The sequence below is a fragment of the Streptomyces sp. NPDC060000 genome, from assembly GCF_042737375.1.
Classification (GTDB): Bacteria; Actinomycetota; Actinomycetes; order Streptomycetales; family Streptomycetaceae; genus Streptomyces.
Map to the genome: position 1 here is coordinate 18,031 of NZ_JBHWUU010000037.1, position 17,679 is coordinate 35,709.

A 17,679-nucleotide genomic window follows, 5' to 3' on the forward strand; every position below is an offset into this window, starting at 1 on the left:
CACGGCCGCCGAGGGCCAGGCCACGCTCACCCGCCAACGGTTCGCCGTACGAGCCGGTGGCCTCGCAACTCGCGTTCGCAGCGTACGAGTTCGCGTTCCCAGCCCTCTTCTGTGCCGATCAGGTGCGGGCTCTCGTACAGGCCGGCGCGCACCTCGGCGTCGGTGAGCCTCCGGTACTTGGGTCCGTCGGGGTCATCCTCGGCGAGGAACTCGTGCTTGCGGTGCAGGAGGGGACGGTTGGTGGAGTCTGCGTACGAGGTGAAGGAGGACTTGAGGGTCTTCAGGTCGACGGCGTACGAGGCCGCGATACGCGGGTGGGGGTCGGTGTCGAACTCGGGGTAGTCAAGCCAGCTGACGCCCCGGCCCTGGTGGCGGAGCTTGACGACGGACCACTCGCCGGGACGGCCTGCAGCGATACTCGCGCACTGCTCGTACAGCCGCAGCACGGCCGGGATCCGGTGGAGTGCCCGACGGTGCACGTACAGGGCGGTCGCGGTGAACTTGCCTGCGATAGAGCCGTTCATCGCTCGGCGGACGTAGGCGTCGTCGCGCAGCTTGAACAGGAGGCGATCGGCGCGCTGGCACGCCTCGGTGTATGAGGGGAAGAACGCACGAATGTCCAGCTGAACAGGCAGGGGCAGACTGCTCACCGGGCCTCGGCCATGGAACAGCTCCAGGGCGAGGAAGAGCAGAGTGTCGAGGGCTCCGCGTTCGGCGCTCCGCTCCACCTTCACGGGGTCGGCTTCCTGCTCGGCAAGGCGCTTCAGTTCACCGGGGCGCAGGTGGCCGAGCAGGCTGATAGTGGGCTGCGGCATTTCCTCAAGCTGCGGCATCCGGCCCCGCTGTTCGAGATGAGCGACAACCGAGGTGATCGCCGAAGCGGTGTCCTCAGAGGCCAACCATCCCCCGTCAGGGGCGACCTGGCGGGCGAGGTAGCTGAGACGGGCCGCGTCGTCCTTGAAGGCATAGACGATGCCCGGCGCCGCCGACACACAGCGGACACCAGTGGCTTCCTCAACGTAGTCGCGAAGCTCGCCGGCGGCGTAGAGGTGCTGGAAGGTGCGGCGCTGGGTGAGGATGCCGTCGCCGTACTCCGTGCCTTTGATCTGGTTGCGCTCCCACCTCAACCGTGCGGACACGACGAGCACCGATTTGGCGAGGTCCCACGCTCGTAGGAGCGTCTCGCGTCGTTCGGCGGGATTCTCAATGACGTTCAAGACATAGGTGAGAAGGACCACCTCGGCCGGCTCGCGCCGCCCGTCCTGGAAGTGCACCGGGTCCCACCCCGCGGCATCAAAGCCGAGGTGCTGCAGTGCACGTACATCGCCGCCACGTCCGCACCCGTAGTCCAGTACTTCCGTGTCGGGTTCCAGCTGGAGGTCGCCGACGGCGCGACGGGCCGGTAGTGAGAGACCGACACGGCCGATGGCGGTCTGATGCCTCTGGCTGCTCCAGAGCTGCTGTGTCATCGGCGTCCCCTGGTTCCACGGACAGGCCAGCATGCGACAGCACCGAACCTTACGTGATGCCCGAGCCGGTGAACCGGCTTACGCGGGGCCGCACCTCCCAAAAACGCTACGGAACCGGCTGGACGATATCCGCATATCGCCTTAGAACTTGCGGATTACGTCGCAGGCGCTGCTCGATCTCTGTTCTTCCCCACCAACCAGTGAAGTAGCCACCACGCTGCGCTATTTCTTCCAGAAGGTCGATGGTTGCTACTGCTGGCTGACTTGACGTGGCAAGGAAATACCCTTCGGCTTTGTACATGAATAGCGTGTCCAAGATTCCGCCGCCCAGATCAGACCGGCCAACGCTGCGCTTGCGGGCCTTGCATTGGATGATGACGCGGCGTTCTCTTACCACCGCCTCACCTTCCACGACTGCCGCACCGGTAGCGGGTGGCGTGACCCAAGATGCAACGACGTCTCGGCCACCATCGCGTTCACGCGAAGCACCGATCGCGCGGACCTCGCGCACACCCGGTTCACACTCGAGCAAGTCGTAGATCAGTCGCTCGAATCTTCCGCCGTCGATTTCCTCGGACCAGGTGAACTCACTGGGCGGGAAAAGTCTCTCCTGTTCAATGCGATTCCGCTCAAGAACCAGAGAGCGTTCACGCGAGAATCCGGAAACGCCGCTCTCATGACGTAGCAAGACAGCACGATTTCCGCTGGATAGGACAACACTATCCTCTAGGGGAACAACGGTCGCACTGGCGGCTGGACTACTGCTTCCAACCAGCACTCCGTCCAGCTCAAGAACACGATCTGCGACGTGGATAATTTCTCGAGAAACGTAATGATGGAAGTGCTTGCCGGTATAGAGGAATCCGTTAATCCCTGCAATTTCTTCGCCTGGATCGACCCGCACCGCCTTTAGGAAATGGGCAACCTCTGCAGACTCGACCACGGCAACCGATCCGTCGTGAGTCCGGTAGTAGAGCCAGTCAGTGCTGTCCCTCTGAAAAAAGAGATCCTCTTCCGATGCCTCCGTCTGCAACTGTTCAGCGACACCTCTCGCCCAGATTTGGTCAGTTTGACGATTCGGGTCATAACCGTCATCCATGGGCGATGAATGCTGAGGGTGCCAAAGAGTGGTTGCCCTATGGGCTAGACGTTCAAACAAGGCTAGATGCCCGAACAGCTCTTCCGCAGAACCAAGCCCCACTTCATCCGGGGGCAACAAGTAGCCCGCCCCTTGCTCCGGGACAAGGTAACGGCCGGAGAGCTCACCCGGAATCCCCGTGGCTGGATGCTCAATATCGATCAGCATCGCGGAAAAGGCACCTGCGTGCCGAAAAACGGAAGCCGCCAGCAACGAGTAAACGTCGTGCAGGTCGGTCCGATCTCCGCTGAAGGTTCGTGAGGCGCGGCAGTGCAGGGATGTGAAGACATCTCCGCCAGGTGTCTGCTCAAAGAGCAGCGACAGAGGCGAGCAAAGTAGACCTACTCGCAACCAATCGGGACGTTCCTGGATCTCGAAGCCAATGTCGTCCGCCCCCTGCAAGGACTCCTTGATCCTCTCGAGCACTGCGTGCATCTCCCCTCTCGATGGACGCACTTCGCGTCCGATAAGAGCTGAGTCTATGAGCTGTTTCAGTGTTGCCGCTCCAAAGTGAGGAGGGCCGCGGCAATTGACGAGCTCCCATTCGGGCTGCACCGGACTCGTCGGAAGACGTGCCAGGACTCCAGTCTGGCCAGGCCGCGTTCGACCGGCGCCCCCCTGCGGGGAGCGCGCGGTAGACCGTGTGCTGTTCGACGACCACGCGTGGCAAGGGTGGGCGTCTGACCGGTGTGGTCGTCCAGGAGGTGGCGCCCAGGTAGACGCGGTCGCCGAGGAACCGAGATGCCCTGGCGTTCACAGATCCCGATGATCCGGCGGGTGACCGTCTTTACCCTTCGGGGAATCGCGACATGCTGGAATGTGCCGGCGCCCCCGGGCTACGCGTCAACGAGATGGCTCCAGGGGCCGCGTCGACTACCGTGTGGTTATGAGTTCTTGTACGGCCCCGGTCCGGGGCCATCGAACCGCCAGCGCAGCTGCGGCGTGCCCTGCGTGCAGCGGCCGACGCTCCGGGTACTCATCGCCCCGGCCCTACTACCCGCAGCCGGATTACACGTCGCGGAGCAGTAGCGGGGGCGGCTCGAGCAGTAGGGGCAGCTCCATTAGCGGCAGAACGCGGCCGCCTTGGTCACCGAGCACCTCATCCGTGACTTACACGCCTGCCGAGGTGCGGGCGCTGACTCCCGTTCGCCGCACCGTCGAGTTGCGCGCGCGTCAGGAGCCAGACCTTCGCGATGTCTTCCTCTGCCACGCCTGGGATGACCGGCGCGGTGCTGCTAAGGAGTTGCACGACCTGCTGGAAGCAGAGGGAGTGTCGGTCTGGTTCAGCGAGAAGGACATTGTGCTCGGCCAACCGTTCATGCGGGAAATCGACAGGGGCCTGGCGAGGTCGCGTACGGGTCTCGTCCTGGTCACCCCTGCGCTACTGAAACGCGTCGACCGCAGGGGCGTCTCTGACAAGGAGCTCTCGGAGCTCCTTGCACGTGACCTGCTGCTCCCTGTCGTGCACGAGACGACTTACGACGAACTCCGGAAGGTTAGCCCCTTGCTTGCCTCCCGAAACGGGTTGAACACGGCGGATGATTCGATGGCAGACATTGCCAACAAGATCGCCGAGCTGGTCGCCATTGAGGACGATCTGACCGCGCCGCTCACATCGGCGAACTAGGCGTCCGGAGGCGTGCCCGGGCCTCGCTCTGCGTCGCCGGCGTCAAGCCCAAAGCACGTGAGTCGGTGGAGCCTGCTCTCCAACTGCGCGAGCACAAGCCGAGAAGGCATTTTATGAGCGTTCCGTAGTTCTTCATCGCTCGATGTCGTGAGGTTCGGTCTGTGGCGATGTCTGGTACCACCAGCACTGGGCCACAGTAGGCAGGTGGGTGTAGGGGCTAGCCAAGCTGATCTCACAAGCGGTACGAGAAGCGCAGCGCGCCGCCCTCCTCCCGGTAAAGATCGCGGCCTCGCGCGCTGAAGGGATTGGGAAGCATCGCCACCCGGAGCCGGGAGGGTTCCAGGATCGACGTGACCATGAGGATCCGCCAGCGGTCGCTGCCGGTGTTCCGCTGGGCTGCCCGGACCTCGCTTTCGCCGAGTTCGATCTGGCCTCCCTCGCCCTGACTGGCCTTGACTTCGAACAGCAAGGGCTGACGGCCGCTGCCGACACGGAAGTCGTACCCAAGCCCGTCGTCCCCAGGGAGTCCGGGGAAGAACTTCCTGCGGTTCGTCGATACCCAGCTGGTTTCGTTAGTGGCCGAGTAGTTTCGGCAGAGCCACTGATAGGCGAACCATTCTCCGGCGTAGCCGATCGCCTCTCGTTGCGCGGCCGACAGCCTTCGGGGCTCTCCTCTGCCGCCACCACGGCCAGCGGCCGACGCTCCCCGTCGCCCCGGCCCCATGGGAGTCAGCGAGGCGAAGACGTTGCGGTTGCCGAGGAGCTGCGGATCCGCATCGAGCGCTCGCTGGAGCTCGGCGGTGAGTTCGCCGAAGTCACCGGTGTGCACATCGAGCTCCTTCCCGCCGATGCTGACGATCCGCTGGCGGTGCTCGCGCTGTGCCCGTACCGAGTCGGCAGCCATGCGGCCGCTTTCGAGTTCGGCGGCTGTCACGCCCTGGACGGCAGGCTCCGCGCTGGCAGGCATGCCAGCCGGCCAGTGCCCGAGCGCCGCAAGCCAGGCGGCGATGTCATCGGCTCCGAGCAGACGGAAGTCCAGCGCGCCGGCCTCGTCGAGGAATTCAGTCACCGCCTCCGCCGGGTCTCCCTGGTCGAGTGCGGCGGGCAGCGGACGGCTGCAGGCACGGATCAGGGCGACCAGATCGGGTACGACCGTCCTGATGGCCGCTCGGTTCCGGGGAAGCAGGGCCGTATAGGCAGGGAGGTCCGCGCCCTCCGCTGGGAGTCGCGAGCCCAGCCGCTCGGCGAGGACCTCCTCCACCCGAGCGCGCACCTGCTGCGGTGTCGCCGTCTCCAGCGTGGTGTTCCACTCCGCGGGGGGCTCGATTCCCTCCAGCGTGCGCAACTGCCGCCAGTCCGGCTGAGCCTCACGGGCGTCGAATCGCCGGAGTCGAGCAAGTCGGAGACGGTCGAGAAGCGCTCCCCGATGTCGCTGCAAATGCTTCTCGATCGCCTCCCGGTGGGCGTCCGCGTGGCTGATAACAGTGTGCGGAGGAGTCAGCCCGGCCAGGGTGGCATTGAACTCCGCGAACCCGACGCCGAGCGCTTCACGCAGTTCGTCGATGTCGCGTGCCCGCCGTGCCTTGGTCAGGAGCACGGCGGCCTCCACCGGCAGTTCCACCGCGTGTGCCTCAAGCGCCGCCTGGAACTCCCTGGTGTCGCGGGGAGGTGGTTCGACTAGGGCGTCGCCCCGCCGACGTCCCAGGAAGTGGACAAGGAACGGATGACAGCGGTGGACGACGGCGGCGGTTGTGCCTTCGTAACGCTGCACGGTTTCGGCGAACTGGTTCGGGGACAGACCGAGTGCCTGACCGAGCTCCTCCTCCCCCGGCTCGCGGAGATCGGCGTGCAGGTGCTCCAGCTCGCGGGCCACCAGTCTCAGCCGGACACCGAGGTCGGGGCGGCCGGTCAGGTGGGCGACGGGTTCGGCGAGCCGGGCCACCCCGTTCCAGTCTTCGGGCTGGGCCCGCTGCAGGAGCAGAGGGCGGTCGTCGTCGGGCAGCGGCAGGACTCCGCCGAGCCGGCTCGGCAACGCCACCTCCTCTTCGTCTAGCCGGATCTCCAGCGTCCGGTAGGTGCGCGAGCCGATCCGCCGGGCGCCCGCGACCAGCTCCGCAAGGGACGTTTCGGTCGGCCGGATCCCTGTCGGACTGTGATCGGCCAAGGCCGCCAGCACCAAGGGCAGCCAGGTCAGGACGGAGACGAGCTGTGTCCCAGTCTCCGACCGGTCCAATGGTTCCCTGTCGACGATGACTTCCAACCGGGCCTCGTCCACATGACGTGCCGACCGTGCTCCCCAGCGCCCGAGCAGATCGACGATCTCCCTGGCCAGGCCCGGCACCACGAGCAGCGGGCGTTCCATCTCCTGGGCGATGCGGGTCTTGACGCTTGCCCGTTCGTCTGTGACATAGAGCGTGCTGTTCCCGTCGCGCAGGTCGGCGAAGGGCACGGCGGTCAGCAGCTCTCCCGACTCCGCGAGCAGGGCGCCTTGGGTGATGGGCGGACTGCCGGGCGCGGCGGACGTGCGGGCTCGGGTGACCAGGGACCGCCACGCGTACTCGTTCGCGCGTTGCACCGCAGGGCGGTCTTCGGGCCCGACCGCGCGTTCGGCGACGAAGTCGGCCAGGGCCGCGACAAGCCTGTCGCTGTCCCGGGGGTCGTTCCACGTCGGAAGGCCGTACGACCGCAGCTTCGCCACCACCTCCGGAGATTCCAGCAGGGAGCTCACCTGGCGAGCGATCGTCGGCGCGAAAAGGGGCTCCTCCTCCATGCTGGGCGGGCAGTGCCAGGCTTCCCGGGGGCGTACGAAGCGCACCGTGCGGCCGCGGCCGCGCACCGGAAGCCAGGGTTGCTCCCGTACGAAGGCGTCCAGCGGGGTGGGTACTTCCTGGGGGTCCTTGTTGCCAGGCCGGTCCCTGAGCCAGGTGCTGGTGAAGCAACTGGCCTGCCAGCGCGGCAGACCGTGCAGCACGAGGCGGGCGAAGGCGAGCCGGGCGGGCTCGCTCAGCTGGCCGACGATCTCCTGGCCCGGGAGCCGCCAGGCAGGGCTCCCCTTGTACGGCGTGTAGGGGTACTGGGCGGTTTCGCCGTTGCGGTGGATGTGCGGCTGCCATTGCTCCGCGACGGCGACGGGCACCTTCGCCATGCGCACCAGGTGGGCTGGTGTCAGTTGCGAACCCTCCGCCGTGGTGTCGGCGGTAGTCGTGAAGACCGGACGGAAGCCGTCGGTGACGCCGAGCTCGGCAAGAAACGCCCGCCAGTCGGCCTCTGTCTCCCTACGGCGCACGAACGCGTCCGGCATCGCGATGAACTGCCGGGCGAGCGAGCGCAGGGACGCGCTCTCCTCGCGCCCCTCTTGGGCCACACGCGCCAGATCCTCCCCCATGGAGCCGGACCATCCCGGCCCGAACTTGCCGCTGGCCGCCGGGATGAGCGGTCCGTCCTCCGACGGCACGTACAGACCGAGGTCGCGCAGGCGCAGCGCACCGGAGGACTGACGAGAACAGTGCAGATGGAAGACGAAGCGTAGGGCCTGATCGCGCAGCCTTCGGTCCTTGCTCTGCGAGAGTGCGTGCCGTACGTGCTCCAGCAGGCCCGCCACGTCGAACCGGCGTACGAGACGGTGCTGTTCCAGGAAGAGGCGGGCCTGTTGCCGGCGGACCTGCCCTTCGCTTTCGATCCAAGTCAGTCCCGGGTGCAGATAGAACAGCCGCTTGCTCAGGGCTGGGGGTACCGCCAGGTTGCCGTCGGGAGCGGCAGCCGTGGCACCGGAGAGACCGGAGAGGCCCCTGGCTGGCGGGAAGAACGCCTGGCGCCGGGATCGGCGGCGTTCCTTGGCAGAGGCGGAGTCGACCGCTGCCGTGCCGTTTGTACGCTCCAACGTCCCGTCGGCCGTCAGCAGCAGTCTGCGGCCTTGCAGCACCCGGCCGCGGCCTTCGAAGAGGTGGGGCAGATCCGCGTACACGCCGTCCCACACATCGACGGGGTCGTCGGGCCCAGGAAGCGGCAGCGTGGCCGCGATCCGCTCGACGTGGCCGGCGAGTGCGTCCACTGACGGTTCCAGCGGGCAACGCAGGGCTTCGCAGAGCTTGGCGAGGCGTGCGCGCGGCCCGCGCGGCAGAGCTGTGTCGACCACTGCCAGGCCAGCTTCACCTGCCGCCCGGGCGGTGAGCACCGACAGATCCACTTCAGGCCACAGAACGACGGCTCGAGGCGCTGCCCACGCCGGCGAGGATCCGGCAGGGCCGAGCATCGGCACGATCGGTGTGTCGGCGAGCTCTCGCCCCTGAATACGCCGGGAGGCAGCGGCCAGCCGCGCGGCCCACTTCGGCTGCCAGCTCACCAGATCCACCGCCAACCGGGTCGCGTCAGGTGCTGCGCTGTCTCGGAGCGCCGTGGCGGCGGTGAGACAGGTCTCCGCCGCGGCATCGAGAAGCATGGTGTTGAGCGGGTGTTCCCCGTCGTAACCCGTGCGGTCGGTCTTGGTGTAGAGCGGCGCGTTGAGATGGCCGGCCAGTGGAGCGGTCACGTCGTCGCCGAGCGGCAGGAAGGTGTACACACGCCCGGATGAGGCTGGCGCGACCGGCAAGGCAATCTCGATGACGGCAGGCTTGGACCACTGGGCCCAGGAGTCGTCCAGCCCCTCGTCGTCGACGGCCTCCGCGACCGTGGCCCTCAGCCTGGCAGCAGGCACCGTGCCGCGTACGAGCACGAATCGGCCGGCCGGTCCGAGATCGACCTGCGTCAGCGACACGGCCGGTGCAGCGCCTGCGGCCGGAACCTCCAGCACCGCGGGCAGCCGCTCCTCGCGGCGCGTCAGTTCGGTCCGCTCGTGCACGTCAACGGCACGCCGTTCCAGCACCAGACACTCAAGGCGGTCCAGGAACAGCATGGGCGGAGCGCCTGAGCTGACCAGCTCATCGATCCGCCGGCGTACCTCGCCGCATGCCGTCTCGCTACGCAAGGGCAGCCGGATCACGGTGACATGGCCGGCCAGGGCCAGCTTCGCGCAGGTCTCGGGGACCGCGGACACCGGGAACGGGAGCTGGAATGGCGGAAACTCCTCGGTCGCCCGGCGCACCAGCTCGGCGTCGGCCAGCAGCAGGTTCAGGTCGTCGGACGTGGCGAAGCGGAAGCAGTATCCGTCTAGCACGGCCGCGGTGCCGCCGTCGGGCCTGGCGCTGTAGATCTCGGGTGCGGCACTGATCTGCAACACGCTGCGGAACCCGACGCCCTTGTTGCCGATTCCCTCGCCCACCACCTTGTCGCTGCAGGAGAGCTTCGATACAGAATCCACACGGTCCCATGTGAAGGGGTTGCCGGCGTTGGCGACATAGAGGGTGCCGTGCTCGCCTTCGTCCTCGTCGAGTAGGACGTGCACCCGCCCGTCGCTCCGGTTATCGGCGTGCGCGTCATGAGCGTTCTGCAGCAGTTCCAGGAGGAAGCGCCCTCTGTAGTCGCGAGCGGTGCTCCGGGAGAGGCCGCGCAGCTGCTTGCCCGGCTGCCACCTACGAGTGTGCTGCCACTCGTCCAGCACCTCCCGGGTATAGGTCATCAGTTGTGCGGCGAACTCGCTGCCGTAGCCAACTGAGCCATCGGCCCCCCGCGCCCACGTCTCCCCAAGCTGACCCAAGTCGACAGCAGCCACGTATGCCCCCTCTGCCCCGTCTATGCAGGGACTCTAGCGGGGCACCAGGCGAGACGGACGGCCTTAAGAGAAGCATGAGCGGGTCGACTCTCGACCAGTAGCAGGTGGTCTCGGCTCATGACGGGCGGTGGGTTGGCGAGGGAACCGCTATTGCAGTCCCAGGGGTACGGACCAACACGAAGCACCTGGCACTCCGTCAGAATGCGCGTCGTTTTGCAGTGTCGAGATAACGCCCGTTACACCGCCCCAGCGGGAGGATCTGAGGCTTCAGCACCCTGCAAAACCCGGGGCCCATGTCAGGAGGATCCCGCTGGCCTCAGCGAGTGAGGTCCACCTGGGGTCGGTCGGCTGCTTCTCCAGCACCAGGACGGGACGTATTCGACCATATGTCCTTGCCAGTTGAAGCTGATGGGCGTAGTCGAGAACCTGTCCGATCCCCAGTCGAATCTGCTGATCCTCACTTGCGCCGGTCAAACTCTTTACCTCGGCGATGAAGACGTCATCATCGCGTGACCATCCCGCGTCGAATCGAGGGGCATTGCGAGCGTGCGCGCGGAGTTCGATGTGTTGGCGGGACAGGTACTCGATGAGTGCCGCAATCGTCGACTCGTGTGCCTCAGTACCCTTGTCGAGGTGGGCAAGGTCGAGGGCCAGCGCACCAGAACCGTGGTGCCCGACTGTGTGTCGCCGAAGTGGGCCGCCCAAGATCCCATCCCCAGCCTGTGGCAAGACGAGGACGTGATCGTATGCACCCCGCGCCCTCTGCAACTCTCGGCAACGCGCGGGGTGGCCACCGATAAGGTCTGCGAAGCCATCCCCATCCACGACGCATACGTGGTATCCCCGGTCGCGTTCCCATGCGGCGCGCACGAGCTTCTTGCTGTACTCGCGGTGAGCGTCGGTCACGGCCTGACTAGCGAGATCGCCGTGCACGAAGACTGTGATCTTGCGGGAAAAGTCCGGTTTCCAGCTCGCACCAAGCTGTTGGGCAATGTCCGTGCAGTCCTTTCGGATTACCCACTCGTCATCTATGAGCACTTTGCCCGTGAAACAGAGCGTTTGCCCACTGAGCGAGTAGACCCAGCCATCACAGAGTTTCCCGTCCATGAGACCCCCTCCGCGTCCTCACGTGCATCTTGCCGCACTGCCATCCGGCCCCGCTTGGGCGATAGGCAATCATCATGAGGACGGCGCCACGTCCGGGGTGCGTCCCCCTTGGGGACCAATTCGACCGTCTTCGTGGCACGGCAATGCCAACTTTCCGAATCGCACTCCACCCTTGTAGCCCCGCCGGCCTCCAGTGCACCCTCGCCGACTGCGGCCGTACCCTCGCTGCACGAACACCAGTCCGAGAGGTAAGGTCGGCCGCCCTCGCCATGGCGCTGAACGAGCGTGCTCACAAGTTCCTCACGGGAATCGTCTAGCAGTGCCGATCACTTTGCCAGAGGCAGCAGCCGCCGTCCCATGGTTCACTCATGGGGCCCCAACGCCGCCGGACGAGGACGTAGACCATCGTCTCTGTGCGGCTGTCCCACCAGACGATGACCGCAGCCGCTGCGAGCTCGGATCGAACTCCTACGGCAGTGGTCACGTCCTCATGGACTATCTGTGGCCGGGCACCTGCCGAACGAGCACCTGCGCGGCCCTGACCAGCCATATTGTCTGAGACCCAAAGGGCCTCCGGAGCCGTGTGCGCAGGTTCGAATCCTGCCGGGGGCACCTTGTATTAGGTGCCCAAAGACCCCGCCACCAGCGCTTTCGCTGAGGACGGGGTCTTGGCGTATGTGCAGCCGTATGCCGCTCGGAGCGGCCGTATGTCGGGTGCGTGGACTATGCGTGGACTGGCCGCCGACCAGGAATCAGCAGGTCAACCCCGGAAAACGACGAGGCCCCCAGACCGTGGTCCAGGGGCCATCATGCCGCAGTGCGTGTGTCGGAGGTGTGTCGCGATCAGAGCCCGTTGCCGGGCTCGTCCTCCTGGCTGTCGTCCTCACCGAGGAGTTCGGCGATCCGGCGATTGGCGACATCCTGCCGACCGTCGAGGCACTTCGCGTAGCGGCTGAGGAGCACTTCGACGCTGTTGCCCGCGCGCTCCGCAACCTCGGTGGGGTCCACGCCGGCGTTGAGCCACGAGGAGAGCGCGGCGTGCCGCAGGTCGTACGGTCGAGCAGGCAGCGGCGAGGCCACTTGTTTCGGCGTGAGCGCCAGGTGCCGCGCCTCGTCCCACACACGCCGGTACGTGGTTGAGGCTCTCTTCCCTTGGCGCCTCAGACCGGCTGAAATGACCCTCGATAGCCGATCTGACCACAGCTACGGAGTTCCGTGCATGACCGAGCGGACGATCTACCTAGACCGCAACGCCCGCCCCTCCGAATCCCGGAAGATCACCGTCCGGGCCTACCGTTGGTACGCAAGCGTCGAACTCGATCGCGACAACTACGTTGATGCCACGACTACACGGGGGCAAGAGCCCGAACTGCCCTCCGCATACAAAGAAGCTCTCGATCGCGTGCGTCTCGCGTCCACAGACCGCATTTGGTACGACGGCTACCCGGGGAGCTTCTCTTGGGGGGAAGGCGCGCGCTGGATCACCTTGCCTGTTCAATTCTCACAGGTCGAGGCCACGATCCAAGCACTGCGTCTAGCGGAACTAGAGAACGAATACAGCCAACTCCACGCACTCGCCGATCGACTTCAGCTCCCCGTTGACGAGTGGCTTGCTCCCGGCGAACGGGAATTGGTTCGAGGCATCGACTTCCAGTCGCCACCACAGACGTTTCTCAATTTTCTGCGAGGCAAGTCCAAACACTGGGGACTACGCCTCAACGGGCGAGCGACCACTGGGAGTGTATGGATTCGACCGACGCTATTGCCCGTCCAGAAGACTATCCGGGAGATGTACCCCGATCGGTACCCCCAGTGGGTCGATCGCTGGTCTGGGTACGTCGAGCCGGAGGATGCGCCCATCCGCCCTTGGGTGGGTGGCAGAGACCAGGATCTCAGCCACGGCGCAAATCCAATCCACTTCGATGACGTCGACGTATCAACTGATAACGACTGCCCCTGCGGAATGCCACTGAGGGATCAATGGGACGACGGTAAGGCGCACACCGCCCACCACGCAGCTTGGGCATTCGGCATCCGCGTTCCCAAGAACCTGATGTGGCCTGGTAATCTAGCGGTGGTCACTCCTCAGTCACCCATCTCCTGGCGGAAGCTCGCAGCCAAGGCTGGACGTATGCCGATGAGAGAGAACCATTATGACTTCAACTCATGGTCCTACCTAGGCGAACCTGAAGAAGCACCCAACAACGACCGGGCGTTCCTACTGAAGGCAAACGAGTATGTCATCGGTTATCTAGTTGGTACGGACACCAACGAGCACAGCCGATTGGATCTCCTCGATGAATCTACGTCTGGCGCTAGTGACGACACTCTTCGACCGCGTATCGACCTGATCTGGACTGCAGGCTCATACCGAGGCCAAGGTATCGCCTCCAAACTCGTGCATGCACTCGCCGAGGACTTCGGCTGCCAGGTCGGCGACGTGTCCTGGTCGACCCCAATCAGCGACGCCGGCCGCCAGCTCGCGCGCCGCCTGTCACCTGAAGGTATCTGGGTCAGCTAGCCTCGATCTTTCTTGACGGTCCGCCGACGGAGTCGGTGGACCGTTTTCGTGCCGTGGGCTGAAGCTGTGCAGGCTGAAGACCCGAGTGTCGCTTCGGGGGGCGCCGGATTCCACTGTTCCGGGTGTTGAGGTGCTGTCGAAGGGACGGGGAATCTGCTGGTCAGCCGGGGTCGGGCAGTTGGGTGAGCCGGTCGAGGGCTGCGATGATGTGACCGGTCCAGGGCCAGTGCCGGGCCAGGCGGAGGATTCGCCGACGGCCGGTGGTCACGAGCTGTCCGGCCGTGGTGAACAGGCGGAGCCGTAGTCGGCGGGGCTCCCAGAGCCTGGCTTCGCCGGTCAGGGCGAGCATCGGCATCCAGGCCAGCAGGTCGAGAGCGATCTGCACGATCTCCAGCCAGATCCGGTTCTGGGCCGTGCGGTCGAGGCAGTCCCCGCTCAGTGCGACTGCCAGGGCCGCGTCCAGCAGGACCTTGCCCGGATCGTGCACCGCCCGAGCCTTCCGCCACGGCGTCAGCGCCGCTGATATCGCGGTGTCCAGGCCGGCCTTGCGGACGGTCTCGACCAGCAGCACGCCCCCGGCCTGCGAGACCACCGTCCGGCCGTCGCCCTCGATGCGGACACGCGGGTACGACCCGATACGCTTCTTCACCTGGAGAGTGCTTCTTTCCCTGCAGCCAACAGGACCTTAGACAAGTCCCATCGCTGCAGGTCAGGAGCACTCTCCGTTTATTTGATCAAGTCTCGGACACCCCACGTCGCGAAAGCGCGAGGTTAGCCAACGCCCACCCCGGCGGAACGAATACGGCGAGACCTCCACCAACCCCAGACCGTGTGGCCCACCAGAGCGACCGCAACGGCAACAGCCGTGAACCGGACGGTGGTCCAGGTACCCAGAACAACCTGACTCGGCCCGCGCGACTCCATCTCCAGACGCATGGAAGTCTCATAAAAAGCCACCAGGGGAGTAAGCAGCCGGAAGCCCAGGCCGCCGATGCCCGGCACCTGCGCGATGTTCCCCAGGAGCCCAAGGGGTAATCCGAAGAAGAATGCCAGCACACCCCAGAGGGCAATTCCGGATGATCCCGCACTTAAGGAATCCAGTCCACCCAGGGAGGCCAAGCTTCCCTTATTCAAATAATAGGTCACGACACCGATAGCCAGCCCCAGAGGCGCGAGAACAACCGATTCGATTTTAGACCGCCGGAAATAACCCACCAGAAACGCGTAACAGGCCCATGGCCACCCACCGGTGAAAACGGCGCCCACGGCCACACCTGTACGGCCGCCCCAATGCTCAACGGTAGGCCCTATCAGGCCAAGCAACAAGCCAAGCCCGAGTGGCATCGCAAACGACGCGGCCCGAGCACCCCAAAAGTTCACTCTCTCCCCTTCCGGCCCTAATGCGGAATTACTCCGGGCCCGTGTGCGACCCGGAGTAATGGCCCAACCGAGGGAGATCAACCCTCATCACGGCGGAATCATTTATGCATTATTGTAATATGCATAGCATGTCCATGCCGCGCCTTGTGTTGAGCTAGCGTAGGAAGTCTCCCCCTTCGCCACCCAGCCACTTGAATGGTCGACGTTCTGGACCCTGACCGTTGTCTTGTGCTTCACATCCGCGATATAGTCGAGTAGCACCTCTTTCCAGCCGACACCAGATCGTACCCATAGCACCACGTACCATGAGTCACATCCTGGCAGGTATTCCCTTTCAGCTGAGCGGCCGAATCTTTGATTTCCAGCTTTACCACGCCCCACTCGGAGGGTTACCCAGCTCCGCTGGCGGGTTGACGCCGTCACCCCTTTTGTGGATGACGGGCTGCCCAGGTATCAGGCCGTCGCTGGCCTCAACCACGGTATCGCCGGTACCGGTTCCGCTCTGAAAGCCGTAGACCGCCGCCGGGGTGGCAAAGCCGGAAACCGCAAGCGCGGCGCCCGAAATGCCGAAAAGTATCAAGCTGGCCGGGCACGTCAACATCATTTTCGCCCGACGCGCCCACACCGACGAACACCAAGTCCTCGCCCTCTACGGCATCACAAGATCATCATGAACCGGACATCCAGGGGAGAACGCCGGGGCCCTGGTTGTCAACGTCGAGCGCGACGGTGGTGACGGCGACGCCGCGCGAGGCGATCCGGTTCAGTAGTGGGGCGAAGGCGGGTATTTCGTTACTCTTCGCGGCGATCTTGCGCTGGGCGATCACGGTCTGGCAGGCGTGGCGCGCGGCAGCGAGCAGGTGGACGGCTGCGCCGTCGGTGCGGGACCTCGCACGGTCTTGCCCTCGACGGCCAGGCCGGCCCGGGTGTCGCCGAGTTCCTCGACCGGGTCGGCGGCGTGCCGGGCGAGCCAGGCGCCCACGGCGGCGCCCACGGCGTCGTCCAGGCGGGCCAGAAGTCGTCCCGGCGTGGAGGCGTTCGGCGTGCTGGAGGTCGGTCCGAGTTGTTCGCGCAGGTCGGAGTCGGTGTCGGCGGCGAAGCGGGCGATGGCCGCCGGGGACGTGCTCCGCCGAGGACGGCGGCCAGGCACAACGCGAGCAGGGAGCCCAGGCGGTAACGGCTGCCCCGGATCCGGCGGGGATCGGGTATCCGGCCCAACAGCTTTGCCAGGCAGGTGAGTTGTGACGGTTCCGGGCAGGTGGAATCGGTGTCCGCGCGGTGGCGCTGCGGGACACCGATCAGGGAGGACGGCACGCGAACGCGACCCCTGTTCGCGATCAAAGGGTTCGAGAACCTTGATCACCAGGGGTCGCGTCACTCGTCGCCGAACTGGGTGAACCGACCACGGCGGCGCGTACGCAGGCGGTCAGCTCATCTCGCCGAATCAGAAGACATCAGCTCTGCCCCTCGAACGCTGCCATGCCGACCCTTTGTAGGAAGATTGGCACAGCGCCCACATGAGCCACGGCGACGTCCGTACGGAACACGAGCACCACAGGATGGCGTTGAAGCAATGAATGTGAGGGGATCGGAGAGTGATGCACCGTACTGGAGCGGAGGTCGACGACGCGCGCGGGGTGTTCGCAGTGGACTCGACCGCCCCGGACGCCGCACCGCGGGGACTTGACGCCTTCCGGCGCGGGTGGGAGACGCAGGTCGGCGACGATGTCTTCCAACTGCCCGCCTTCAGCCCGGACACGATCGGTGACTTCCGGATCAAGGGCAACGTGGCCAAGGTGCACGGCGCGGCGATCGCCGATCTTCACGCCGCGTCGGCCACCCGGACCGCGGACGCCCCGGCCGGCGATCAGGACCTGGTGGCGATGTACGTAGTGCAGCGCGGCGCATGGACTCTGGGCGGCCCGCCCGGGTCCGGCGAGCAGACCGTATCGGCCGGGCAGTTCCTCGTCCGGCACGTCGGGCGCCTGTCGGCCTTCGAGACGTCGGCGCACCTCACGGCGAAGTTCTTCGTCCTGCCCCCCGGCGAGCTCAAACCCCTGCTCGGGAACCGGACCATCACCGGGCCCGCGGACTCGGCCGAGATACGCCTGCTGACGGCCCTCACGGACATGATCCACTTAACCGTGGCAGACCTCAGCCCGGCCGGTGTGGAAGCCGCCCACGGCACCCTGATCGAGCTGGCCAAGGCGGTGGCGAAGGGCCGGTTCGACGACGTAGAACCCCGGCTGGCTCCCGCGCTCACCCAGGCAGCCAAGGACCTCGCGGACCGCCGGCTCGCTGATCCCGAACTCTCTCCTGCGATGCTCGCGCGTGAACTCAACGTCTCCGTCCGTACGCTGCACCGGGCATTCGCCGCGGTGGGAGAGCAAGTGGCCGCCTACATCCGCCATCGGCGACTGCAAGAGGCCCGGCTCGCCCTCACCGCGCCGTCAGGTCGCCTGAGTATCTCGGAACTCGCCGCACACTGGCAGTTCGCGGACAGCAGCCACTTCACCCGGGCCTTCAGGAAGCACTACGGTCAGACTCCCACCGAGTACGCCCGCTCGACCGGAGCAGCCTCGCTCCCGCCTAACCGGCACCCGCCGGGCCACGGGCCGGCCGAAAGCGCGTGACCAGAGGTACGACCGCAGTTCAGCGGATGCCGCCTGCTCGTGTCCCGAGCAAGGCAGGGCGGCGCTGTGGGCGGTCTGGGCATGTGACCGCGGCGGGATGTTGTCGATGAGGGCGCGGACCTGGGTGACCTTGACGACGGTGCCCGCGGGGCCCTCG

Annotated in this window: 11 protein-coding genes and 1 pseudogene; 3 read left to right on the forward strand and 9 right to left on the reverse strand. The window is 65.8% G+C overall.

Translation table 11 applies throughout. From position 1 onward, the window contains the following. Window positions 1-26: 26 nt before the first annotated feature. On the reverse strand, window positions 27-1,469 hold the full coding sequence (locus tag ACFWBB_RS20500) for a DNA phosphorothioation-associated putative methyltransferase (protein ID WP_385274102.1): 1,443 nt from the start codon (window positions 1,467-1,469) through the stop codon (window positions 27-29). A gap of 106 nt (window positions 1,470-1,575) precedes the next feature. Then, entirely contained in the window at window positions 1,576-3,033 is a 1,458-nt protein-coding gene (locus tag ACFWBB_RS20505; protein WP_385274105.1) for a restriction endonuclease, read from the reverse strand. 679 nt (window positions 3,034-3,712) lie between these two features. Between ACFWBB_RS20505 and ACFWBB_RS20510 the strand changes: the two genes are divergently transcribed. Further along, window positions 3,713-4,234, forward strand: coding sequence for a toll/interleukin-1 receptor domain-containing protein (locus tag ACFWBB_RS20510; RefSeq protein WP_385274108.1), 522 nt, complete (start codon window positions 3,713-3,715; stop codon window positions 4,232-4,234). Between the two features lie 232 nt (window positions 4,235-4,466). Here the strand turns inward: ACFWBB_RS20510 and ACFWBB_RS20515 are convergent, their stop codons facing one another. The 3 genes and pseudogenes from ACFWBB_RS20515 to ACFWBB_RS20525 all read right to left on the reverse strand — a co-directional run. Continuing rightward, window positions 4,467-9,788: a sacsin N-terminal ATP-binding-like domain-containing protein gene (locus ACFWBB_RS20515; protein WP_385274111.1), complete on the reverse strand. Its 5,322-nt coding sequence runs from the start codon at window positions 9,786-9,788 to the stop codon at window positions 4,467-4,469. Between the two features lie 360 nt (window positions 9,789-10,148). Beyond that, entirely contained in the window at window positions 10,149-10,988 is an 840-nt protein-coding gene (locus ACFWBB_RS20520) for a BRCT domain-containing protein (RefSeq protein ID WP_385274114.1), read from the reverse strand. An 843-nt stretch (window positions 10,989-11,831) separates the two neighbouring features. Further along, window positions 11,832-12,131 (reverse strand): annotated as a pseudogene (locus ACFWBB_RS20525) (site-specific integrase); the annotation flags it as partial. 76 nt (window positions 12,132-12,207) lie between these two features. On the opposite strand from ACFWBB_RS20525, the gene ACFWBB_RS20530 reads away from it, so the two are divergent. Beyond that, window positions 12,208-13,509, forward strand: a complete 1,302-nt coding sequence (locus tag ACFWBB_RS20530) for a GNAT family N-acetyltransferase (protein ID WP_385274117.1) — start codon at window positions 12,208-12,210, stop codon at window positions 13,507-13,509. A gap of 160 nt (window positions 13,510-13,669) precedes the next feature. On the opposite strand, the gene ACFWBB_RS20535 is transcribed toward ACFWBB_RS20530, so the two are convergent. From ACFWBB_RS20535 to ACFWBB_RS20550, 4 genes are all read right to left on the reverse strand, one after another. Further along, window positions 13,670-14,158 carry a transposase gene (locus tag ACFWBB_RS20535; RefSeq protein ID WP_385274120.1) on the reverse strand — a complete coding sequence of 163 codons (489 nt, stop codon included), beginning with the start codon at window positions 14,156-14,158 and terminating at the stop codon, window positions 13,670-13,672. A gap of 122 nt (window positions 14,159-14,280) precedes the next feature. Further along, a complete protein-coding gene (locus ACFWBB_RS20540) occupies window positions 14,281-14,775 on the reverse strand; it encodes a hypothetical protein (protein WP_385274123.1) in 495 nt (164 codons plus the stop codon). A gap of 782 nt (window positions 14,776-15,557) precedes the next feature. After that, entirely contained in the window at window positions 15,558-15,716 is a 159-nt protein-coding gene (locus ACFWBB_RS20545) for a hypothetical protein (protein ID WP_385274126.1), read from the reverse strand. Beyond that, window positions 15,713-16,039: a hypothetical protein gene (locus tag ACFWBB_RS20550; protein ID WP_385274129.1), complete on the reverse strand. Its 327-nt coding sequence runs from the start codon at window positions 16,037-16,039 to the stop codon at window positions 15,713-15,715. Before ACFWBB_RS20550 ends, ACFWBB_RS20545 begins: the two co-directional genes overlap by 4 nt. 448 nt (window positions 16,040-16,487) lie before the next feature. Here ACFWBB_RS20550 and ACFWBB_RS20555 point away from each other — a divergent pair, with 448 nt between their 5' ends. Then, window positions 16,488-17,522 carry a helix-turn-helix domain-containing protein gene (locus ACFWBB_RS20555; protein WP_385274131.1) on the forward strand — a complete coding sequence of 345 codons (1,035 nt, stop codon included), beginning with the start codon at window positions 16,488-16,490 and terminating at the stop codon, window positions 17,520-17,522. Window positions 17,523-17,679 lie beyond the last annotated feature (157 nt).